The following is a 22,483-nucleotide window of genomic DNA, read 5'->3' as shown; positions in this document are numbered from 1 at the left end:
AAAGACCGGACAGCCTTATGAAAATCCCTTCATATATGAAAGAACACCCTGTGTTGAAATTGATACTGGGTCTGGTTGTTTTTTTCTTTACGATATCCTCACTCCTGTATCTCTCCTATACGAGTTCCTTCTACCCGGAAGAACTTGATTATGTTGGAGTTTTTACCGAAAAAAATGAGAATGCAAAGTATTTTATCGGTCTGTATCCTCTTATCGAGCAGAAGACCATGGGTATTGTCATCACCGAATGGGGCGGATATGATCATCAGTCCAGATGCCTTATGGTCGTCCCGGATAATGCAGAAAATATCTCATTTTTACAGATGCCTGAAAGAGAGGGTATTACCTATCCAGATAAGATTGCTGAGAGTACTGATACCATCCGGATACCATATGATCACTATGAAAATCTGAGCCATGCAAAAGAGAACGGCGGGGTTCTCGTTGTAAAGCCTGATGCTATTGATGACTATTATGGGGTTGAGGTATTCGTTCCAGGCTGGATTCGTCAGACGTCCCTTTCCCAGGTCTCTATTGTGATTCCCCTGTATGCGATGGGGGATGAGCAGATCCCTGGTGTAAGCCAGGTGACGAAATACATAGTTCAGGTGCAGCTCCCAAAGAATTACGAACTGATAAACTCGGTCCCGAAACCGACCCGGTTTAAGGTAACCGGAAATAACCTTGCCGTTTATCAGTTTGATGTCGATGCTTCGGAGAGTGATCTGATGCTGACTCTGGAAAACCGGCTTATCACTCGGGACTTAAATAATATCAGGGTCATACTTGGAACGTTGCTTGGGTTTTCAACCATGTTTTCCATTACAAATACGATAGAGATCCTTACTCGAAAGAAGGAGATTTTCAGGAGTAAGTAGAGTGCAATATTTTTGCCTTATGCTCCCACTCTGATAGTATGGGTGTTCATCTGGTAAAGTTCAGAGGTCTGGTTTTTATCGCCATTTTTGTATCGATTGCGGTATCTGCTCCCTCACTGGCATCCCCGCTTCTGGTGTCAGGAGTGGAGAATCCTCTTCCGATCTTCATTCCTGAACTATTGACTGCTCCTGCCCCTTCCTGGGTTACTGAAGGAGTCAGGTTCTCCTATAATACCATGGTCTCCTATGGCGGGGCAGAGGTGAATCAATACGGATTTGCTCTGTCAAGTGATAATGCCGGGACCGGAGCTGGCATTACCCAACTGACCGTTGTCGGGATAAGCGGGGATACCATCGCGGTTACCACAGACTCATATGCCCCGAAGCCTCCCTATGATACCATGCACCTGGTGCACAGTCATGGGAGTGTGTACCCTGCCGGATGTGGTCCGTTTTGGGTAAATCCTGATGTTATTGCTGCAGTAGCAGACAGGTCAACCCAGACGTTTGTAGTTACCCATTTACCCTATTCAACCGGAGGGACTGCGTATGAAGCAATTAAGTTTGACTTCTCTTCAGATGGAGCTGGGGGAATTCTGACGATTATATATGATCTGAAGACCGGTATGCTCCTCTATCATAAACTGGATATTAAGAATAATGCCTGGTTCCAGGATGGGGGTGAGCAGTATCAGCGCCAGTCCGGGAGTTACTCTGTATTTGCTTTACGAAATATCAGGACCATACAGGTCCCCTGGATGGGCGGAAGAATACCAACATGGGTGACAGATGGACTTCGTCTCTCCTATTCGGGTGCGAAGGTTTTCTCGGTGGATGGACAAATTGGTCCTCCTGCGCAGTATCCCCGTAGCAGTTCGTATATTTTTGGATCGGTGACAAATCGGTATGTCCCGCTTGTAGTGTCCACAGTCTCACAGGATATGGTCACATCCCAGAGTTCAACTACCACAGTATCTGGTATGGCCCATATTGGAGGAATTTTCATACCTCCAGAAGCATTTGGCCTTGGTACCGGTACCTTTGATCAGGATCCTGATACAGGAATCATAACTAGTATTACAAGAAATGATAATGAAGGGATAATTGTCACCAAAACGAATGGCTATGATTATACAACCGAGTTTTGGTATAATTCTTTCGGGAAACTGATTCAGATGGTCATCACAATAATGACGACAACCAGTAGTGGATTTAGGAGTATGGAACAGACCACGATGAGTTTAATCTGACCCTAAAAATATTTTTAGAATTATCGATACTGAAACTTCCCGATTGCCCTGGATACTTCAATAATTATTTTATTCAGATCCTCAACCACCGTGACAATCTGGCTGGTCCCGGCTGAGCTCTGCTCTGCTGCAGATGCTGCGGATATTGCTTCGGTTGCAATCTCCCCGACCAGACTGTTCACTTCATGAGCACTTGCGGTAATCTCTTCAACAGACGCCGCCTGCTGCTCGGTGGTCTTTGACACATCATCCATGTTCCTGGCAATCTGTCCGACCGACTCTACGATCTGGTTGAAAATATTGAGGGTTTCAAGAACCGCCTCATTTCCTTGTGATACGGTATTCTCTGCCTGGTCCATTGCCTTTGCTGCTTCATCAGACTTTTTCTGCAGGCTGGTTATCATCTCGGCGATATTTTCTGCAGACCGCCGTGACTCAAGTGCAAGGGCTTTGACTTCACTTGCAACAACGGCAAACCCCCGTCCTGCTTCACCGGCACGGGCTGCTTCAATGGCAGCATTGAGGGCAAGAAGGTTGGTCTGGCTGGCAATATCCGTGATAACATTCACAATCTTTCCAATTTGTGCCATCTCACCCTTGATCTCGGTGATGATCCGCTCCACCTCACCGGAGGATGCCATGATCCCTTTCATGCCGTTTTCTGCATTATGCGCAAGTTCAACCCCTTTCTTTGAGAGTTCATCGGTGTCGTGGGTGACTTTGCTGACTGATTCGGTGCTTGATGCCACCTCCTCCACATTTGCCGAGAGATCCATCATGGCCCGGAGAACCTGGTCGATATTCTGTTTCCCCCGCTCACTCTGGCTGCCAACCTCTGCGGCATTCTTTGCCACCATGGCAGACCCTTCTGCAACATCCTTCACCCCGGCGTTTGCTTCTTCGGCCCTGGTCGTGAGTTCTTCCATCTCCCGGTCGATCTCTTTCAGCACGGCAGAGACCTGGACTCCGATGTTCATCAGTGCTTCCTTTAAGATAAGAAAGTCTCCTTCCGCCTTGATATCTGGAGGGATTACCGAGAAATTTCCCTTTGCATATTCACCGGACAGAGTTATTGCTGCAGATACCTGAACATCAACCGTCTTTACGACCCTGTTCAGGCCATTTATGATCTCCTGATATGTGCCGGCGAATTTGTCTGCCTCCCCCATGATTTTCAGGTTTCCTGCCGTTATCGCCTGGATGAGCCGATCCATCTCTTTGGTTACTCCGGTCAGGTTATCTCCTGCTAATTTCAGGTTCTCCTGAATGGTGGCAAACTGTGCATGGGCCTCTTTTGTATATTCATCCGGCTGACCGGTGGCTAGATCAAAGTGCAGATCTCCCTTTGCCAGGTTCTGAAGGTTCTGTGCAAGACGTTCAACTTCTGTCTGCTGATATTCAGCCAGCCGTCTCTGGGGGGTCAGGTCCACACAGGTGATGAGAACCGAGTTTACCTCGTTCTTCTTATCAAGAAGCGGGATGGAATAGAGCCTGATATATTTCTTGCCTGATGGAAAATCAATGAATGCATCGCTAATTGCCTCTTTTTTTGAAGTAATACAATCACGTGCAGATTTTCCCTCCAGTTTCAGAATCTGAAAATCGGGGAGTTTCATCCTTAATAACTGGTCCGTGGTATACCCGGTCATTTTTAAAAATGCCGTGTTGGTTCCTTCAATTCCCAGGTCGGTCTTTAATAACAGGAATGGGATGGGATTATTCTCAATTATCTGTGAAGTCTTCAGTTTTTCCCACTCTTCAGCGGTAATATCCGTATATACTCCGAGAGCTGATGTGACATTTTTCTCTGCGTCCAGAACCGGGATGGTATAGGCGTTCAGTATTTTAAATCCGGATGGAAACTCAACCTCTATCCGGGCCTTTCCTCTTCGCTTCTCTTCGATGGCCGCTTTGGATCCTTCCCCTTCCAGTTTTACGATCTTCAGGTCTGAAATTCTGGTCCCGATCAGCTTTTCAAAAGCGATTCCGGAGAGATCACAAAATGCCTGGTTTGCATATACAAAATGAAACTGGGTGTCAAACTGGGCCATTGCAACAGGATTCTGGTCAAGGAGAGTCTGCAGGATATCAGGATCTATCCTGCTGTGTATGCTCTCGGTCATTCATAATGGATTGCCACCGAACCATGATAAATAATTCCTATTATGATCGACATATATTTATGCTACGTTGTGCTCTCTTCAGATATCTAATGCACCGGTCATCCCCCTTATTTTACCTGTTTCTTCTCTCTCCCTGATACCGACAGATTTTTCCCTCTCCCTGACGTGAATGTAGTACATGAATCCGTATATCTTCATCATCCTGCTTCTGACCGGAGCGGTATGTTTCTGTGGATGCACCGGAACTTCCAGCAATCCGGTTGAAACCCCTGTAGTGCCTGAGAATACTCCCGGCCTATCAGAGACAGACACCGAATCTGAACCTGATATACCGCTTTCCTTTGAAGAGGAGATAGCCATGCTCCAGAACAAAACTGATAATGAGTCTCCCATCCAGCTGAAGGTAGGAGAGATGACCGAAGTGACGTTAAAGGAAAATCCGACAACCGGATACACCTGGAATGTATCCGTATCTGATGGACTTGCCATTGTGAACGACTCCTTCATAGGCCCGGAGAATAAGCAGATTGTCGGAGCCGGAGGGGTGCATATGTGGACCCTTGAGGCCATTGCCCCTGGTAACCAGACCTTTACCGGAGTATACCGCCGATCCTGGGAACCACCAGCCGATGCAGATACGACCTATATCCAGCGATATATTGTGGTAGAGTAATATGCCTGAATCAATAAAAATGAGATTGGGTGGTGTATGAACCAGCAAAAGCTCAGACGTCTGATCCTTCTAATCTCACTCCTCCTCCTCCCCGTCACATTCTTTTACCTCTCACCGGTTCTCATCATTGAAGGAGCCGTATCTGGAATAGTAACTGGGAGTGCTATTATATTCACCTTTATCTTCCTGTTTTCCCTGATTGGCGGAAGATTATGGTGTGGGTGGATCTGTCCTTTTGGCTCTCTTCAGGATCTGGCTCGTGAGGTACAGGAAAAGCGGATAACAAACCCCTGGATAGACCGGTTCAGGTACGGGCTCTTTGTCCTCTGGATCCTCATGCTGCTTGCCTTCTTCATCCGAGCAGGAGGCATAACTTCAATTGAGCCATTCTATCAGACAACCAATGGCCTCTCGGTAGCCGGCCCTATAGAACTGACCGTGTTTATTGTTATCCTCTTTATCATCACTACAATCGCACTGTTCCTCGGGAGAAGAGGGATGTGCCATCTCTTCTGTCCCATATCTGTCCTGATGATCGTTGGCAGGAAGATCCGGAATGCCATCGGGCTTCCCGGCCTTCAGCTGACCGCTCATTCAGAAGATTGTATCAGCTGTGGACGGTGCACAAAGGAATGTTCCCAGTCGCTTGATGTCCTCTCCATGGTGGAACAGGGCCGGATGGAACAGGCTGAATGTATCCTGTGCGGAGCCTGTATTGATGCCTGTCCCAAAGATGTAATCAGGTTCTCTTTTGGCAGGCCTGACCGGAAAAAAGTATAACCGGGTGAAAAAGACAATCCCCCCGGATTTTTTTTGGAGAGGCTTTGAGTAATTATTCTATCTGATCACTGATAGCCTATCAGATATTCCAAAACCCAAAGTATGAGTCACCGGTAACCGGTATGATGATTATCCCTCCGTGTGATACCGGTGTATGTTCTCTCATATCTGTGAGCGGATATTCCGGGTAATGAATTGCGATCTCCTATCTGTCTTTATTGAAGGATGGCTAAGGGATGGGAAGATGTATGGAAGGCCGGTCGATGTTGAGATCCTTCCAGACGGATCAATGCTGATTTCAGATGATATGAACGGGGTAATTTATCAGGTCAGGTATACCGGGTGATTGTCCATTCCCATTCGCTCATTTATCGATCAGGCCTGTGAATACAAAAAGAACTGAGTTGTTTGGTCTATCATAGTCAATATCATCCATCATCACCTATCCCTATACCATATGGCTCCGTCAGTTCTGATTATCGGTGGAGGAATGGCAGGGCTCTCCGCCGGCTGTTTTGCCCGGATGAACGGATTTGAGACCGAGATCCTTGAGATGCATACAATCCCCGGTGGGCTGTGTACCGCGTGGACCCGGAAGGGGTATACCTTTGATCTCTGTATCCACTGGCTCTGCGGCTCAAAACCCGGGACACCCCTGTACCAGGTCTATGACAAACTCGGACTGATGGAGGGCAGAAGGTTTCATCATACTGACTCATGGACATCCGTGCGTGATGAGCATGGGAACGAGATTACAATCTACACGGATCCTGATAGGTTATACGACGAGCTGATCCGGATATCACCGGAAGATACACCCTTCATCTCCCGGCTCTGCAAGGATATCAAAAAACTCAGCAGGATGGAGACACTGGTTGACATGACCATCCTTGATATCATCCGATATATCCCTTATTTCAGCCTGATGAAACGGTACAAACCAACCGTTCATGATATACTGTCAGAAGTGAAGAGTCCTGTTCTTCGAAATCTTCTCACTGCAGGGTTTGGGTGGGAAGGGCAGTCTCTGTTCTTTCCGCTCATGGGTCTTGCTATGCAGGGGGCAAAAAATGCCGGGTATCCGATCGGGGGGTCCTTGCCATGTGCAAAGGCAATTGAGAAGAGATACCTGGACCTTGGTGGGGTCATCCGGTATAAGAGCAAAGTAACCGCAATCATCACCGAAAAAAACCGGGCAAAGGGGGTCAGACTTGCAGACGGGACCGAGCGGTATGCTGATTATGTCATCTCCTGTGCTGACGGGCATACCACGATCTTTGAGTGGCTGCAAGGAGCATACTGTGATGACACCATCCGAGGCTATTACCAGAACCTGAAACCTTTTCCACCGATCGTCTTCATCTCATTCGGGCTGAGTACTGATCTCTCCCATATCCCGAAAGATCTGACCATACTGTTTGACAATCCGGTTGAGATTGCCGGAGTGAAGCAGGATACCATCAGTTTCAGGAATCATGTCCATGATCCCACCCTCTATCCACCAGGAAAAGGGGTTATTACGACATGGATTACTGCAGATTACTCGTACTGGGACCGGTTGCAGTACCACAGTGAAGCCTACCTGGCAGAAAAGGATGACGTCGGAAGAAAGGTATTAGCCCTTTTATGTCAGCAGTATCCTGACTTATCTGAAAGATGTGAGGTTATGGATGTAGCAACGCCCATGACTTTTGTCAGGTATACCGGGAACTGGAGGGGAAGTTATGAGGGCTGGCAGGTCACCCCTGACTCCTTCTTCCTGGATCTGCCACAGATCCTCCCTGGTCTCTCCGGGTTTTCCATGGCCGGTCAGTGGGTTGTCACGGGCGGTGGAATACCGGGGGCTGTTTTGAGCGGGAGAAAAGCGGTGAAACAGATGTGTTCAGATTTCGGAAAGAAGTTCGTTTATTAGAAGACTTGGGAACCGGGGAATTGCATATATGCAGCAGCAAAAATTTGAGGCAGCAATAACGGATTTAGAGCGTGCTGTATCGCTGAACCCGGATTATGTTATTGGTCTAAATAACCTTGGAACTTTATACCGGTTCCTTGAGAAAAACGACAAGTCAAGAGAGATGTCGATGCGGGTGCTGGCACTTGAACCGGGAAATGAGATTGCGATAGGTAATCTGGCTCTCTTGATTCCTCCTGAACATCTGAAGATGAATAAACCTCAACTAAGAAAAGGGTGGAGAACCCGGGTTACAAAAAATAGTATGGTCAGTATGGTGTCTTATTGAACCTATCCAGTTCAGTATCAACCAGATCAAATTTTTTATTAAACCGGTCCAGCTCGATATCCACAAGTTCCATTGCCTTGTTTAACCGATCAAGTTCCGTATCTATCAATTGAGGGGTCTTATTAAACCGGTCCAATTCGGTATTTACGAGTTCTATCGCCTTGTTTAACCGATCAAGTTCCGTATCTATCAATTGCGGTGTCTTATTAAACCGGTCCAGTTCGGTATTCACGAGTTCTATCGCCTTGTTTAACCGATCAAGTTCCGTATCTATCAATTGCGGTGTCTTATTAAACCGGTCCAGTTCGGTATTGACAAAGACAGGAGCCTTATTCAGCCGATCAAGTCTGGTATCCACAATATCAGGAGTTTTATTGAACCGATCAAGTTCTGTATCCACCTGATTTGATGTCTTATTAAACCGATCCAGTGCTGTATCGACCAGAACCGGTGATTTATTCATACGGTCCAGTTCGGTATTGACCAGGTCCGGAGCCTTGTTGAATCGATCCAATGAATAATCAACCAGCCTTGGGGTTTCTGCGGCGAAACAGACCGAAGATCCGTGAATTGCCATCATGAATACACACAGACTCATGAGGAGAAGAAATTTTTTCATCAGAAATTTTTAGATGAAGAGAATTAATTATCTTCTTATCGGCCTTTCCGTTCCGGGCGTATTTACAGAGTATCTCCATCCATCCCGCTTACAGCCGCAACATACCTCCCGGTCTTGGTCAGTTTCACTACCGTATTCCTCCCGATCTTTTTTCGTTTGATGTACCCTGCATCGTCCAGTTTACTTAAGTACCGGTTCTGCAGTTTCATCAGGTATCTGGTCTGCACTTTTCTCCTCTTTTCATATGCATAATTCCAATAATCCTCTTCAAACCCGTCAACATGCATCGAATGGAGGTACCGGATGAGATCATCACAGGAGAGTGCATCATCACTATTCGCAAGATAATTAAGAATGAGGAGTGATGATTCATCAGGGAGTGCAAATCTGAAATTCTCCAGCTGCCACACCTTTACCGCATCACATATCGACAGTCCGTGCTCATTCTGTTCTTTCTTTGTTGATGAGTACCGGCTGGCCCTGACATAGTATAACCTGACATTATGGATCATGGCAGCAAGAGTCGCCCCGACGCAGGCGATCTTTCCACAGGCAGACATATTGACATAGACGCGGTTTCCCATCTTCTTCTCTTTGACAATAAGCCATGAGATGGTTTTCATGACTTCAATGATGTCAAACATGTCAATCCGGTGCAGTTCCACTTCTATCCCCTTTTTCTCCAGAATCGCACGGTTCCGCTCATCAAATCCATGCTGCCTGGACGTCAGTGCATGTTCATTTGGGTTATCATACTTTGTCAGGTCATCCATTGAGATGAGGTGGACGCGGTGGGCTTTTATCTCCTGGAACGGGGTGATCACCCGGTCGATCTCATACCCAATTGGAATGATGTGGACCAGTTGCTCAAGTTTTTCTGTGGCCGGAGTCATGTATTTCCTCGTGAATCAGAAATGTTCACATTGCTCATAATGCTCAATATGTTCATACACGTATATTCATATATCTCTTTGTGGATACTACTATTATCCCCTGCATAACCTACCATCCATCATATGAACTCCTGTTCACCACATTCTCCCACCTGACACACAAATCCCCGTGCAGGGGAATACATTTTACCTGATATCTGAATTTATTCTTATGGTATCCGGTTTTTTCGAAAGCATAAACACCCGCAACATACCAGATCAATAAAGGCCGGTACCGACAGCCACGATGCCGATGTGAACATGATCCTTCTCGTATGACCAGAATGGTGATATGGTGAATACTGAAAAATTTCCGCCAGATCAACAGAGTGTACCTGATGGGTCATCCCCGCTCTCTCTCATCGTTGAGTATGATTCGGCAATCAGCTATGCGGTTCAGCAGAACCGGATTCCTGTCATCAAGCGGATAAAGGTCGGGAACCTGGCAGATACTCCCTTACATGCCTTACGTCTTTGCATCACATCAGATCCCTCTTTTTCTGATCCTTATGAGATCATCATATCAAAGATATCACCTGGGGAGACCTTTACCATTCATACGATCCCTCTCATCCTTCGTCATGGATTTTTCAGAACGGTCGTTTCTCCGGTTCATGGTTCATTCACGGCTGAGATCTCGTACCAAGGGAAACCACTTCTCATTCAGTCATACTCGGTCAGGATTCTTGCCTATGATCAATGGAGTGGTCTTCGGTCAGTTCCTGAACTCATATCTGCGTTTATCATCCCGAACAGTCCTGAAATTACTGCAATCGTACAAAAAGCACAGGATATCCTGTATAGGTGGACCAGGGACTCCTCACTGACCGGGTATCAGACTCGTGACAGTAACCGGGTCAGGAAGATGGCAGCGGCGGTCTATGCTGCACTCCAGGATCTGCATATCAGGTATGCGACACCTGAAGCCGGGTTTGAACAGGAAGGGCAGAAGGTAAGGCTTGCAGATACGATAATCGGGGAACGGATGGGAAACTGCCTTGATCTCTCCCTTCTGTATGCCGGATGTCTTGAGCGAATCGGTCTTCATCCCCTCATATGTATCACTGAGGGCCATGCCTTTGCCGGATGCTGGCTGATTCCTGACACCTTCAGTGATGTGGTCATTGAAGCATCTCTGCCCATCAAAAAGCGGGTAGAACTTGGTGAAATTCTCCTTCTTGACGTGGTGACGGCGACGTCTGATACCCCTGTATCTTTTGAGATGTCTGTGACCAGTGGAGCCGGTCACCTCTCTGACAGTCAGGGTTTTTTCTGTGCTATTGATATAAAGACCTCACGAAATGGGAGATATAATATCATTCCTCTTCCGGTGTGGGCAGAAGAACTGGCAGTTTCAGATGAAACCCCGATACCGGATGATCAGGACCGGAGAACAGAGCCGGATAATCTCTCTGAAGGAGATGGATCTAGCGGTTCCATCCCTGCTCCTCCTGGCGATATTCACCCGCCCCTGCCTTTCTTTCCATATGAGAAGAGACGATCCTGCTATCCCCGGCTCGAACGGTGGATGCATAATCTCCTTGATCTCACGCTTAGAAACCACCTGTTGAATATGTATAATTCGGGGTCTCATCTCACGCTTCTGACTCCGGATCTCACACGGCTGAAGGATGCGGTTTTTGAAGGGAGAGCGTTTCATGTGCATCACTTTGATCATACCGGAGAAGTTACCCCCCACTCCCTGCTCCCGCATGATCCCCTGTTTGGGTATTTTGTCGAGGAACTGGGCAGGAATCGATTATATTGTCAGATATCAGAGAAAGAACTGAGTAAAAGACTGTACAATCTCTATGCCCAGGCGAAGAAGTCTTTGGAAGAGAGCGGAGCAGAAACCCTCTACCTTGCACTCGGGACCCTGATATGGTATGAGACAGACATCTCTGATACACCCCTTCATGCACCCATCCTGCTCATACCCCTTGAAATAACCAGAAAAGATGTGACTACCGGGTTTTCCATCCGGATGGGAGATGACGAACCACGGATCAACACAACCCTGTTAGAGCGACTGTATCAGGATTTTCAGATTGAGATATCTTCCATCGATCCACTTCCGATAGATGAGCACGGGGTGGATGTTGCCGCAGTCCTGCACCAGTTCAGGAAGAGTGTGAAGAATCTGCCCAGATATGAGGTAGTGAGCACGGCAGTCATCGGTCACTTCACCTTCCTTAAGTATCTCATGTGGCGGGATCTCTCTACCTATGCTGAAGCCTTCATGGAGAATCCCCTGGTGAGTAATCTCGTGGAACCCCACCTCTTTCCGTACCCGAAGGATGGATCATTTCGAAAGCCGGCAACCCTTGATTTGGCTGTGCAGCCGGGAGATGCGTTCTGCCCGGTTGGTGTTGATTCGTCACAGCTTGCTGCAGTCATTGCTGCCGGGGAAGGGAAGACCTTTGTCCTCCATGGACCACCGGGGACCGGCAAGTCGCAGACCATCACTAATATCATCGCCCACTGTCTGGCTCTTGGGAAGACGGTATTATTTGTGTCAGAAAAAAGGGTAGCCCTTGATGTTGTTCACAGCCGGCTGAAAGAGTCCGGCCTTGCACCATTCTGCCTTGAACTTCACTCGAACAAGAGCCATAAACGGGAGGTATTACGCCAGTTTGAAGAGGTCCTTTCCTTGGATGAATTACCTGCTCCTGATGACTGGTCATTGTATGCCGAATATCTTGCCGACCTTCGGGCCGGGCTGAACTCCTATGTCCACGCCCTTCATTCGGTCAGGAGCACCGGGGAGAGTTTCTACCAGGGGCTCGAGCGTCTTATTCGTCTTCGAAATGTAGAGTATATACCCCTTTCATGGCCGGATGCATCTGATTGTACGAGGGAAACGCTTCAGGATATCCAGGCATTTATCCATGACAGCCGGATCATCACCGGGCAGATCGTCCATCCACGGGATAATGTCTGGGCAGGTGTCCACTGCACGGAGTGGAGTGCCAGATGGAAGACGGCAGTGGAGACGGGGCTTGGACATTTCAGATCCTCTATTGAGAAACTTTCTTCCCTCTTTCCAATTCTGTGTGATATTCTGGGAATTGATCCGGCATCTCCCTCGTCATTTCTCAACGAGATTATCCCGATATACCGGCTACTCAGCACAGCTGGATGTGCCCTCTCCCCTGATCTGCTTCGTGCTCTTCGGGACCCCCATACCCGTAAAGAGATAGGCGGTTTCATTCAGGCCGGAAAGGAGCGGAACAGGATATGGAATTATCTGGCAGGACGGTATCATCCAGATATCTCCCAGCTTGACTGCACCTCTCTCTCCAAAAAGATTGAGAGCATGAGATCAGCCTGGTTTCTGCGGCGGAAAGCACTGGTCAGGGAGATACAATCAGATATCCTGCCGTATTGTCTCATGTCCATTCCACCGGTTGAAGAATTCTCTCATGACATCCCGAAGATCCACCGGATGCAGGAACTGGATAACATCATCCGGAATTTCTCTGATCGTGCCGCCCTGTTCTTTGGCCGGTACTGGAATGTGGAGGATCAGGACTTTGATATCTGTGAGAACCTAGTACGGTCAGCAGAGGCAGTTTCGGCTGCTGCATCCCGAATCAGGGCAGATGAGGATGGGTATATCCGGCTTGTCACCTGCTGGAGTGATCTGACGTTCCGGTTTATGAATGAGTCAGATGCCAGGCAGATTCGGCAGCAGTTCTCTGATTATGAGGATGCATTACACCAGTATGACCGTGAAGGATCATCCCTTGCCGATCTGCTGCAGTATGATCCCGGGATACTCTGGCCGCAGCAAACGGTGACCGATCTTCTCAGTGCCCAGGCTGCAACAGTTCAGCGATGGGAGAAGGAGACATCACACCTGAAGAGCTGGTGTCAGTGGAACCGGATCAGACAGGTAGCGGATGAGAAGGGGTATTCACCGGTCATCCAACGGTATGAGGATGCAACGCTTATCCATTCCCAGATTGAGGATCTGATGCTCCGGAGCTATTACCAGAACTGGGTAGATGGCATTCGTGAACAGGATCCGGTACTGAAGGAATTTTACCGCCCGAAGTTTGAGGATTCCATCGAAAAATTCAGGGAGATTGATGAGAGGTTCACCGACCTGACCAGAAAGGAGATAGAGGCCAGACTGTCGGCACGGATCCCAAGGGGTGAAGGGGCAGAGAAGGAGGAATTAGGGGTTCTGCGTCATCAGATTCACCTGCAGCGCCGTAACATGCCGGTCAGGAGTCTTTTTAAGAGTATTCCCACAATTCTTCCGCGATTAAAGCCCTGTTTGCTGATGAGTCCGATCTCGGTTGCCCAGTACCTTGACCCTGATATCCACCGGTTTGACCTGGTCATCTTTGACGAGGCGTCGCAGATCCCGGTGTCAGATGCGATTGGGGTGATCGCACGGGGAAATTCTGCCATTATTGTTGGTGATCCAAAACAGCTTCCTCCGACCAGCCTCTTTCAGCGGATGAATGAAAGTGATGGAGATGATTTCAGGACATCTGCTCTTGATCTTGAGAGTATCCTGGATGAATGCATTGCATCAGATATCCCACAGTTGCACCTTGCATGGCATTACCGGAGCAGGCATGAGAGTCTTATCGCCTTTAGCAACTACCACTTTTACCGTAATCGTCTCCTGACATTTCCCTCGCCCCATACCAGCCCGGCCATCTCGCTTGTCCATATTGATGGGGTCTTTGACTCAGGAAATACCCGGACAAACCGGGCAGAGGCTGAAGCAGTGGTTAGCGAGATAGTACGGCGGCTTTGCGATCCTGCCACGTCCTCAGACTCTATCGGGGTGATCACGTTTAACGAACGGCAGCAGGATCTCATCCGGACCCTTCTGGAGAAGGAACGGCGGATGAGGCCTGATATAGAACCTTATTTCAGTGATGACCGTCCTGATTCGGTCTTTATCAAAAACCTTGAGAATGTTCAGGGTGATGAACGGGATGTCATTCTCTTCTCTGTTGGATATGGTCCTGATAAATCGGGCAGGGTTTCCCTTAACTTCGGGCCGCTGAACCGTGACGGGGGAGAAAGACGGCTGAATGTGGCAATTACCAGGGCACGGAAAGAGATTAAAGTATTCTCTTCGATGACTCCGGAGCAGATCGATCTGTCCCGGACCAGGCGGATGGGAGTTGTCCTCCTGAAATCATTCCTTGAGTTCGCGGAAAAAGGGCCGAAAGCGATTGCAGAGACCTGTATCCGGGATATGGAGACGGATCTCCTGCCCATTGTGTCGGATGTAGCGAAATCCCTTACAGATCAGGGGTATGAGGTCCATACTCATGTTGGATGCGGAGGGTACCGGATCGATGTTGCAGTACTGGACCCTGACCTGCCTGGACGGTATATTCTTGGTATTGTATGTGACGGGCCACGGTACCAGAAGGCAAAATCAGCCCGTGACCGCGACGTTCTCACCTTCTTTGTCCTGCATACCCTTGGCTGGAATATTCACCGGTTGTGGTCTACCGACTGGTGGGATGAGCAGGAGGTTGAGCTGCATCGCATCATCCACACCATTGAAAAGATCAGAAGTGAGTATGCACCGGAAACAATGCTCTATTGTCCGGTTGAGGGCGAGGAACTGGAGGAGAAATGTGAGGAAGGCGATCAGGGAGAACATGAGATCCTACAGGATGATGGTGACGAACATGGTATCTCCGGCGATGAGGGATCTCCAAAATCCGCTGTAAAATCGTTCGAAAGATCATCCCTGCCACACCATATCCCATCCGTGCCGGTGAAATTTCCCGAGATCTGTTATGTGGCGTATGTGGGATATGAGGTCCTGGGAACAAAGGATGATCTCCTGAGTGGAACCCGTGACGAAGACATTATCCGGGTTTTACAAGAGATTGTGGCAATAGAAGGTCCTGTCCCCCGTGACATCTGTATTGCACGTCTTCTCCCCCACTGGCAGATCACAAGGAAAACCGCATCGGTAAAGAATAAAATAGAATCTCTTCTCCTATCGCTTCCCTTCCACCGGGAGACAGAAGGAAACCAGATCTTTTTCTGGTCCAATCATCAGGCATTTCTTGAATATGTGACCTTCCGCTCCCACCCGGCAGGAGATCCCTGGCAACGAAAAGCGGATGAGATATCAATGTATGAGTATTCCAACGCGATCATCCATCTGATGAAACAGACGGGATCGATGAGCACCAGTGCGTTAACCCGCATAGTCGGTTCCCTGTTTGGAATAAAACGGATAAATCATGCACTTGAGACCAGGATAGAACAGGGTATTGCCCTTCTCATGGATCGCGGTGAGGTACAGTGTAAAGGAGATGAACTGGTTTATGTTCCTCCTGACTGATCAGAGGACGAATCCCCTGTCTTTTCAACCCATCCATATCCCTATAAATTCATTCAAATTGTATAGGAAATCTCTATATCTCCCTGAAGCATTTTAAAAAGAGATCCATACCCAGACCCGGTTGTCTGACGACCTGTCCTGGTTTATCCAGGCGATGAGATCGAAATCATTGGCTTGTGTATAATTATGTATATTTTTGCATAATTTTGTATGCGAATATATATAATTTATAACGTCGAAGAATACTACACGGAGGAAGGAAGATGGAAGATATACCTGAACAGGAAGGACGCAGTTGGTTTGATTTTCTGATCACCCGGGTTACTGCTCTCCTTGATGCGGAGGAATATGACCAGGCCCTTACTCAGGTTGACATGGGGCTGTCTGTCTGGAAGGGTAATCTGTACCTCCTCTTCCTGAAATCTATCGTTCTTTCGTACCTGAAACGTCCGGATGAGGCATTAAGGCAATTATATCAGATCTACCGGGAGAATCCCTTTGAAGAGAAGTTCAGGGATGAGCTGGGCAGAAATCTCATGCTCCAGGGGTACTATCATAGTGCTCTCTCTGTTCTTCAGCACTATGAATTTATGTCCAATGGTCTTGCCGGAATTCGAAAACTCTTCATCAGTATCTGCCATATATTCACCGGAAACCCGGATCTGGCCATTGAATATTGTGACGGGATACAATCCCAGCTGGGTGACACCCCTGATGTCACCGGATTTATGGCGACAATTCATGCACTCAAAGCTCTCGCTCTTATTCATACGGGGGAGATGTCTGCTGCCGCGGAGATCATGGCCGCCGTTGGAGAGGAGGGAGATAAAATGCCCCTGGTCCCCTATGTAAAAGGGATATTAGCATGGAGATCTGGTGATATCAGTGCTGCAGAGACCTTTCTTCGGGCTTCATGCGAGGACCAGCCCCAGGATATGCAGTCAAAAGTTGATCTTGCTCATCTCCTGACCGAATGTGGAAGAGAGGATGAGGCTCTTGTGATCAGGCGGGATATCTCTGGCTTTTATGCACCGCCCCACCCAGAGGCCGCTCCCGTGTTCAGGGCTGAAGAGCTCCTGAAATCAGGCAGATATGAAGAAGCTGAAGTTTTTCTCGAATCTGCACAAAAATCATCTCCGGACGACATGGATCTCTTCATTCCCTACCTTTCATCGTTATATTTCACCGGCCGGTATGATGATCTGATCAGACTGGCAGAGACGGGTGAAAAGGCGAGCGATGCATGGAAAGCGATATATCTGAAAGCATCGGCCCTGTATTCATCAGGCAAGATCAGGGAGGCCATCAGGGTTCTGATAACCGCAGCAGCGAGGGATCGGACGAATATGATGTTTTCCCTGCTTCACATGAAATCTGCCGGTTATTTCAAGCCCCCGTCAGAAGAGACACCGGAGTCTCTGGCCCTTGAATTATTCATGACCGATGGCATGGATGCTGCAATACCACCCTTTGAGGTCCTTGCTCATGCAAGCGGGGCTCCGGAGTATCTGGTTTTTCTCTGTTTCTGTTACATTATGGCGAACCGGGGGACAGATGCCGTTCTCATATCCGAACGGTTTGCAGATTCGGAAGAGCAGGATTTCTGTCTGATCCGTGCCATTGCATTCAGGTCGGTCGGTTGCCTGCATGATGCTGAGATAATCACACAGGATGTTCTCACGAAGAGTCCTGATTCCCGGCCCGCACTGAATATGTATGTCAGGACGCTTCTTGAACAGGAACGATACCGTGATGCATATTTTGAACTGAGTTCACGAAAGGATGCGTTGTCATCTGACTGCACTCTGCTTGAAGTGTTTATCCGCTGCCTTATCAGGTCTGGTGAATATCGCGATGCAGCCCTTACTGCTGTCCGGATCATGCAGATGAATCCCGGACGTCCGATGGATTATTACCTGTGTGCCCTGGCTTGTCAGCTTGAGGGGAGTTTTCGTACCGGTCTTTATGCGATGCGGGAGAACTTCCGAATATGCGGCTCTTCGAAGAAAAACCTCCTGATGTATGGTCGGTTATTACTCCTGGCTACGGAAGCACAAGAAGCCGCGATTCTCTTCTCTGAATGTAAGAATTCCCTTCCAAACACGGCAGAGGTCAGGTATCTGCATACAGCAGCCCGGATTCTCTCAGGGAGCGATAAGGAGTGTGAATCGGTTTCGGAGTATGCTGCCCGGTTCTTCCAGGCTGAGAAAGGAGAGCTTCGGGCATTTATCGGGGATTACCGGCAGGCCGCCAGGATGCTTGCAGAGGAGATTCGCCAGGATCCTGATGATTCATCGCTGCGGATTACCTTTGCCAGAGTGTTATTTGAACTGGAACAGTATGGGGAGGCGCTTTCCCAGCTCTCTCTTGCAGCCGGCCGGTATGGATACGATGGAGAGGTGAAGGACCTACTGGAGGAAGGGCTGAAGATGCTCCGATTGCAGGGTCCTCTCGAGGATCTGAAAACGATAAGCCATACTCCGGAGAGGTACGCAGAACTGCTCCATGAACGGGCGGTCAGTCTGAAACGATATGGGGTGGTCAGGCTTGCTGTAAATGTCTGTACGACGCTCACCAATATAGAGTCAGATTCTCCGATAGTCTCTCGGTACCAGGCAGATGCATATCACATGCTTGGCGATCTGGAAGAGAACGAAGAACGATATGTACAGGCGATTGCGGTATATGACCAACTTCTCCAAAACGATCCTGACAACCCTGTTTTTCTTGCTGAGAAGGGCCTGGTTCTAGATAATCTCCGTCGGTTTGATGAGGCAGAGCCGGTTCTCCTTCGAGCCCTTGAACTGGATCCCTCATCCGGTGTTGCCCATTCTGCACTCTGCTGGTGTTTATCCAACCTGGGGCGGCATGAAGAGGCTGTTGTGCATGGGAATCAGGCTGTTATACTCATGCCTTATGAATGGGGAGCCTGGAATAACCGTGGCCTGTCAAGACTTGGTCTGCGTGATTTCGAGGGGGCGGTATCTGATTTCAGGCAGGCAATCAGGTGTCAGCCCGGAGAGGTTATTGCACGGAGAAATCTCTGCGATGCCCTCGCTGCCCTTGATGATGACGATGCCCATGAAGAGTATGAACAGATCATCGTCAGGTTTGGGAAGCGGGCATTTCCTGAAGAGGAAGAAGAGATGCCAGCACAACCCCGGGTGCCAGGAAGACCCCTGAAAACTCCGGTCGGGTATATGGATGGGTATTGGTGATGTGTATGGATATATTCGGATACTGGCTTCATCAGTCACTTGGGTTACATCTGAACGAGGAAGAGGAGCAAAAGAGGAAGCGAAAAAAGAAGGAACAGGAGGAGCGGGATCGGTTCTGGTCAGACCGGGAATAGGCCTACCCTTCTTCGCGTCTCTGTTCTCCGCTTCTTTTCCTGGTGTATCTTTGAAAAAGAAACTCCTGAAGGTCTGCTTCTGTTACCCGGTATGACTTCCCTATTTTTATCGCAAAGAGTTCTCCTTTCCTGATTAAATCCCGGATAACTTCAGGTTCGATGTCCAGAATCTCTGCAACGGTGTCAGTTCTGAAAAATTTCCCCTTCTCAAGTTCGAAGTTCTTTCTGAATTCACGTTCCTTTGCTAGTTCAAGAATGTATGGTGTCTTTTTCGCTTCGGTATATCTGGCAGCGGATTCAGGATTTTTCCGGGGAGGCATGGGGATGTTCTGTATATAGTGTTGATTGAAGGGTGTATTTGAATGTATGTGAATGTAGTTCTATGTATGGATTATTTGTGGATGTAGTCATCCTTGCCGGATCACCTGTGGCATCGGGGGTGGGAGTCCTGATCCTCCTTCAAAACCATATCGACGTGGCACGGGAGACGACCAAGATCAATACGGAGATGATTGGGACCTTCAGGTCACCTGACTTTGGTCTGTTCGGATATATGGACGGGACCTCACAGAGATTGTATCACCAGAGCTGGTAGAATACCACCACAGTATCAGAGATTCATGTGGGGTCCTTTTGAATATCTTCAAAAAAAGGATATATGGGGAGGGCCAATATATTCATCGAGAAAATCTCCACTGAAATTGGAACAATCCATGACGGTGTGCAGGTGTGCCTATGTGTGCACGAGGTGTTCGCCGGAAAAAGGAACACCTGAAAACCTCACCAGGGGTTATTTTCAATAATCAAACCCTTTTATTCACAGGGTTTGTACGGTGTGCATAATCCAGGGAGATCACGTAACAGGCAGATGATGGATCTGTGAGTGCATATGTGAAAATAAAAATTATGCACACCGTACTTGATCACTCTTTTTAACACTCTATTATCTCTTTAATTTTAAAAAACGCCTGATGTACCTGTGCATTATTTTATGCACACCCTGGGATCAGGGAGGGCACATCATCACACCCGTAGGTGAAGAGACCCTGTCGGGGTTCATGTATGTATTCATGGAACAGAATGCTCTGATGATTGTCGATATATACCGCCTCTATTACAAGCAATCCTGACAGCCCATACGTTTGATTCTCTTCTGCCAGAATGACCACTCCGCCCATTGGGGATCTCGTATGGAAGTCAGGGGCCAAGACCGAGGCTCCGTTCATGTACTGGTCTGTCCGACTGGAGAACGTGTGGCCGGATTGGAACGTCTTTTCGCCGAATGGCACTGTGACCACCCCCCATAGGATCCCTGGACAGATGACTTGGGGATGGTTGCTTGTAAATGGTGTATTTCATCATCCTTGCATAATCTCATTTCCATAATATGGCGTAATCCTGGAACATATCTCATCCTGGTTTGATTATATGAAAAGAGACATGCTCACAGAGAAAAAAGTTATTATAAGAATACCGGGGCTGCATGGAACAGAAATTTCGTATCGGTACGGATGATTTCAAACACTCATCAAGCTCATAGAACAGTGTATCATGACAGGCATGACGAGATAATACCGGCTTACCATCTTTTGACTGCTATAAATCCATGATACAATCATTGAGAGAGTATCTGGGAGAGATATAATTCGGCACAGAATCAGGAGCCGTTCCTGGCTCACATCCCAAATACTGCTACCATTCTCCCCTGATGCTCAATTGTTTCTGTAAAGATCTTCTCATCCCAACTCTTGTTTTTATCCCGGTCAAAGATAAGCAGATACACCTCTTCTGCCCCGCACCGATCAGCATATTTTGTCACCTGAACAAGCCCTTTACTGATGGTCACCTCCCGTGAGCCGTGCACCATCTTGCATTCTATCACAAACCGCTGATACGTTCCGTCAGGAAGGTGCCAGAGGATAAAGAGATCGGTTCTTCCCCGTCCGAGACCATATTCCCGTATTATCTGTCCGCCTCCGTTGATTATCCGCTGTAAAAATGCCTGGAGGAGGAGCTGGGGAGCTGCCTCTTTATACTGGGCGATATCGGTCCAGCTTTCGGAGTGTTCACGAAAGAATTGTTGGAATGATAGAAGGAGATCATTCACCCGGATTCTTCCGTCTTCACCGATATACCAGACAGATTTCAGGGCCATACCTGACTGTGCAGTATAACTGAGTTCTCGGGGAATAATCTCCTGGTATATCGGATTTGCAATCGCAAGAGCTCCACCTTGTTCCTGGATAATGAGACCAAGATCGACGAGATACGAGATATCGTCCGGTCTGAAGTTCTTTTCAAACATCTCTCCGGTGAGTATTGGTTCGATAACTCTCCTGACTCGCTCTTCCTGAAGTTTATCCACCAGCTGGTCAAGATGCGTCTCCCTTCTTTGGATAAGCCGCTCTTTTGCCTTTATGACAAGAGACTCTGATATCGGATTGGAACGGTTCCTTCCCTCTTCTATTTTGAAACAGACCTCATATGCAAGGGCATTGACAAGCCAGGGCTGGCCACGTGTCAGATTCCAGACAGCGGCAAGAGCTCCTTCTTCAAAAACCTGTCCTGTCTCTTTCGTGTGTTCAAGGAGAAGGATCCCAGTCTCTTCTTCGGTAAAATTTCCGAGCCGTAAGGATTCAGCCTTGATGTTAAATGCACTTCCACCGGTGATAATCGCCTTGTCTTTATCCGAATGAATCCGGTAGTCACGGACATCACGGACTCCACAGAGGATGATTGAGGAAGGGAAATGAACCGGCCGACTATCATATCCTGACCGAATCTGTCTGAGCACTGAAATTAATGTATCACCTACAAGAGCATCGATCTCATCAATGAGGAGTACCAGAGGTTTATTGTCAATTGACGCAAGTCTGCTCAGGACAATATTAAGAACTGAGTAGGCATTGGTATTATCCCATAAATCTGCAGTAACCACACCCAATCCTGTAAAAACCGGGCTTTGATCCATTCTTTTATTAATTTCAACAATAATTGAACGGACCCCGTTTTCTACATCATCCCGAGCAGCCTGAGCCGTTTCAACATTGATATATAATGAACGATACTCACCTGAATTATTGAGATACTCCCGCAAGGCAAGCAGACATGAGGTCTTCCCGCTCTGCCGTGGAGCATGGAGAACAAAATACTTCTTCTGGCTTAGGAGGGTGAGAATTTCAGGGAGATCAAACCGGGTAAGAGGAGGCAGACAGTAATGATCCTGGCAGTTCACCGGTCCGGCGGTATTGAAGAACCTCATCGTATCTCTATTGATCCTGATGATAGAAAATCCCTCT

The 22,483-nt window shown here is 48.0% G+C and carries 18 protein-coding genes; 11 read left to right on the top strand and 7 right to left on the bottom strand.

Annotated elements, in window-relative coordinates:
• Positions 1-35: 35 nt before the first annotated feature.
• Both MHUN_RS10755 and MHUN_RS10750 read left to right on the top strand, forming a co-directional pair.
• Positions 36-878: a hypothetical protein gene (locus MHUN_RS10755; RefSeq protein WP_143709475.1), complete on the top strand. Its 843-nt coding sequence runs from the start codon at positions 36-38 to the stop codon at positions 876-878.
• A 38-nt stretch (positions 879-916) separates the two neighbouring features.
• Positions 917-2,128, top strand: coding sequence for a hypothetical protein (locus MHUN_RS10750; protein ID WP_011449036.1), 1,212 nt, complete (start codon positions 917-919; stop codon positions 2,126-2,128).
• Positions 2,129-2,148: 20 nt separating this feature from the next.
• On the opposite strand, the gene MHUN_RS10745 is transcribed toward MHUN_RS10750, so the two are convergent.
• Both MHUN_RS10745 and MHUN_RS19750 read right to left on the bottom strand, forming a co-directional pair.
• Positions 2,149-4,251, bottom strand: coding sequence for a methyl-accepting chemotaxis protein (locus tag MHUN_RS10745; RefSeq protein ID WP_011449035.1), 2,103 nt, complete (start codon positions 4,249-4,251; stop codon positions 2,149-2,151).
• A 78-nt stretch (positions 4,252-4,329) separates the two neighbouring features.
• Positions 4,330-4,452 (bottom strand): hypothetical protein, encoded by a 123-nt coding sequence (locus tag MHUN_RS19750; RefSeq protein ID WP_275039182.1) that lies wholly within the window; start codon positions 4,450-4,452, stop codon positions 4,330-4,332.
• On the opposite strand from MHUN_RS19750, the gene MHUN_RS19530 reads away from it, so the two are divergent.
• The 5 genes from MHUN_RS19530 (at position 4,430) to MHUN_RS10720 (ending at position 7,944) form a co-directional block, all read left to right on the top strand.
• Positions 4,430-4,924: a protease inhibitor I42 family protein gene (locus MHUN_RS19530; protein WP_011449034.1), complete on the top strand. Its 495-nt coding sequence runs from the start codon at positions 4,430-4,432 to the stop codon at positions 4,922-4,924. The genes MHUN_RS19750 and MHUN_RS19530 overlap by 23 nt on opposite strands.
• A gap of 36 nt (positions 4,925-4,960) precedes the next feature.
• Positions 4,961-5,704, top strand: a complete 744-nt coding sequence (locus MHUN_RS10735) for a 4Fe-4S binding protein (protein ID WP_011449033.1) — start codon at positions 4,961-4,963, stop codon at positions 5,702-5,704.
• A gap of 154 nt (positions 5,705-5,858) precedes the next feature.
• On the top strand, positions 5,859-6,050 hold the full coding sequence (locus MHUN_RS10730) for a hypothetical protein (protein WP_048067459.1): 192 nt from the start codon (positions 5,859-5,861) through the stop codon (positions 6,048-6,050).
• 111 nt (positions 6,051-6,161) lie between these two features.
• Entirely contained in the window at positions 6,162-7,616 is a 1,455-nt protein-coding gene (locus MHUN_RS10725) for a phytoene desaturase family protein (RefSeq protein WP_011449032.1), read from the top strand.
• Entirely contained in the window at positions 7,591-7,944 is a 354-nt protein-coding gene (locus tag MHUN_RS10720) for a tetratricopeptide repeat protein (RefSeq protein ID WP_338040860.1), read from the top strand. Before MHUN_RS10725 ends, MHUN_RS10720 begins: the two co-directional genes overlap by 26 nt.
• Here the strand turns inward: MHUN_RS10720 and MHUN_RS10715 are convergent.
• Together MHUN_RS10715 and MHUN_RS10710 are read right to left on the bottom strand one after the other, a co-directional pair.
• On the bottom strand, positions 7,925-8,563 hold the full coding sequence (locus MHUN_RS10715) for a hypothetical protein (RefSeq protein ID WP_011449030.1): 639 nt from the start codon (positions 8,561-8,563) through the stop codon (positions 7,925-7,927). The genes MHUN_RS10720 and MHUN_RS10715 overlap by 20 nt on opposite strands.
• A 62-nt stretch (positions 8,564-8,625) precedes the next feature.
• On the bottom strand, positions 8,626-9,456 hold the full coding sequence (locus MHUN_RS10710; RefSeq protein WP_011449029.1) for a DUF6293 family protein: 831 nt from the start codon (positions 9,454-9,456) through the stop codon (positions 8,626-8,628).
• Between the two features lie 331 nt (positions 9,457-9,787).
• On the opposite strand from MHUN_RS10710, the gene MHUN_RS10700 reads away from it, so the two are divergent.
• From MHUN_RS10700 to MHUN_RS19745, 3 genes are all read left to right on the top strand, one after another.
• Positions 9,788-15,832 (top strand): DUF3320 domain-containing protein, encoded by a 6,045-nt coding sequence (locus MHUN_RS10700; RefSeq protein ID WP_083758456.1) that lies wholly within the window; start codon positions 9,788-9,790, stop codon positions 15,830-15,832.
• Between the two features lie 263 nt (positions 15,833-16,095).
• Positions 16,096-19,050: a tetratricopeptide repeat protein gene (locus MHUN_RS10695; RefSeq protein ID WP_011449027.1), complete on the top strand. Its 2,955-nt coding sequence runs from the start codon at positions 16,096-16,098 to the stop codon at positions 19,048-19,050.
• Between the two features lie 5 nt (positions 19,051-19,055).
• Positions 19,056-19,184 carry a hypothetical protein gene (locus tag MHUN_RS19745; RefSeq protein ID WP_275039181.1) on the top strand — a complete coding sequence of 43 codons (129 nt, stop codon included), beginning with the start codon at positions 19,056-19,058 and terminating at the stop codon, positions 19,182-19,184.
• A gap of 2 nt (positions 19,185-19,186) precedes the next feature.
• Here the strand turns inward: MHUN_RS19745 and MHUN_RS10690 are convergent, their stop codons facing one another.
• Positions 19,187-19,504, bottom strand: coding sequence for a helix-turn-helix domain-containing protein (locus tag MHUN_RS10690; RefSeq protein WP_011449026.1), 318 nt, complete (start codon positions 19,502-19,504; stop codon positions 19,187-19,189).
• 62 nt (positions 19,505-19,566) lie between these two features.
• Between MHUN_RS10690 and MHUN_RS10685 the strand changes: the two genes are divergently transcribed.
• Positions 19,567-19,779, top strand: coding sequence for an asparaginase domain-containing protein (locus MHUN_RS10685; RefSeq protein WP_048067457.1), 213 nt, complete (start codon positions 19,567-19,569; stop codon positions 19,777-19,779).
• Positions 19,780-20,173: 394 nt separating this feature from the next.
• Here the strand turns inward: MHUN_RS10685 and MHUN_RS18740 are convergent, their stop codons facing one another.
• A complete protein-coding gene (locus MHUN_RS18740; protein WP_143709473.1) occupies positions 20,174-20,473 on the bottom strand; it encodes a hypothetical protein in 300 nt (99 codons plus the stop codon).
• 386 nt (positions 20,474-20,859) lie between these two features.
• Entirely contained in the window at positions 20,860-22,446 is a 1,587-nt protein-coding gene (locus MHUN_RS10675) for an AAA-like domain-containing protein (protein ID WP_048067455.1), read from the bottom strand.
• Positions 22,447-22,483 lie beyond the last annotated feature (37 nt).

Origin of the sequence: Methanospirillum hungatei JF-1, from assembly GCF_000013445.1 — an archaeon.
In the GTDB taxonomy this organism is placed as follows: Archaea; Halobacteriota; Methanomicrobia; order Methanomicrobiales; family Methanospirillaceae; genus Methanospirillum; species Methanospirillum hungatei.
This window is presented reverse-complemented; position numbering and strand designations above follow the sequence as displayed.

Excerpts from the sequence above, each read along its gene's own strand:
- MHUN_RS10710 (WP_011449029.1), bottom strand. The coding sequence starts at position 9,456 with ATGACTCCGGCCACAGAAAAACTTGAGCAACTGGTCCACATCATTCCA.
- MHUN_RS10695 (WP_011449027.1), top strand. The coding sequence starts at position 16,096 with ATGGAAGATATACCTGAACAGGAAGGACGCAGTTGGTTTGATTTTCTG.
- MHUN_RS10745 (WP_011449035.1), bottom strand. The coding sequence starts at position 4,251 with ATGACCGAGAGCATACACAGCAGGATAGATCCTGATATCCTGCAGACT.
- MHUN_RS10755 (WP_143709475.1), top strand. The coding sequence starts at position 36 with ATGAAAGAACACCCTGTGTTGAAATTGATACTGGGTCTGGTTGTTTTT.
- MHUN_RS19530 (WP_011449034.1), top strand. The coding sequence starts at position 4,430 with ATGAATCCGTATATCTTCATCATCCTGCTTCTGACCGGAGCGGTATGT.
- MHUN_RS10725 (WP_011449032.1), top strand. The coding sequence starts at position 6,162 with ATGGCTCCGTCAGTTCTGATTATCGGTGGAGGAATGGCAGGGCTCTCC.
- MHUN_RS10690 (WP_011449026.1), bottom strand. The coding sequence starts at position 19,504 with ATGCCTCCCCGGAAAAATCCTGAATCCGCTGCCAGATATACCGAAGCG.
- MHUN_RS19745 (WP_275039181.1), top strand. The coding sequence starts at position 19,056 with ATGGATATATTCGGATACTGGCTTCATCAGTCACTTGGGTTACATCTG.
- MHUN_RS10715 (WP_011449030.1), bottom strand. The coding sequence starts at position 8,563 with ATGAAAAAATTTCTTCTCCTCATGAGTCTGTGTGTATTCATGATGGCA.
- MHUN_RS10735 (WP_011449033.1), top strand. The coding sequence starts at position 4,961 with ATGAACCAGCAAAAGCTCAGACGTCTGATCCTTCTAATCTCACTCCTC.
- MHUN_RS10685 (WP_048067457.1), top strand. The coding sequence starts at position 19,567 with ATGTATGGATTATTTGTGGATGTAGTCATCCTTGCCGGATCACCTGTG.
- MHUN_RS10750 (WP_011449036.1), top strand. The coding sequence starts at position 917 with ATGGGTGTTCATCTGGTAAAGTTCAGAGGTCTGGTTTTTATCGCCATT.
- MHUN_RS10675 (WP_048067455.1), bottom strand. The coding sequence starts at position 22,446 with ATGAGGTTCTTCAATACCGCCGGACCGGTGAACTGCCAGGATCATTAC.
- MHUN_RS19750 (WP_275039182.1), bottom strand. The coding sequence starts at position 4,452 with ATGATGAAGATATACGGATTCATGTACTACATTCACGTCAGGGAGAGG.
- MHUN_RS10730 (WP_048067459.1), top strand. The coding sequence starts at position 5,859 with ATGTTCTCTCATATCTGTGAGCGGATATTCCGGGTAATGAATTGCGAT.
- MHUN_RS10700 (WP_083758456.1), top strand. The coding sequence starts at position 9,788 with ATGGTGAATACTGAAAAATTTCCGCCAGATCAACAGAGTGTACCTGAT.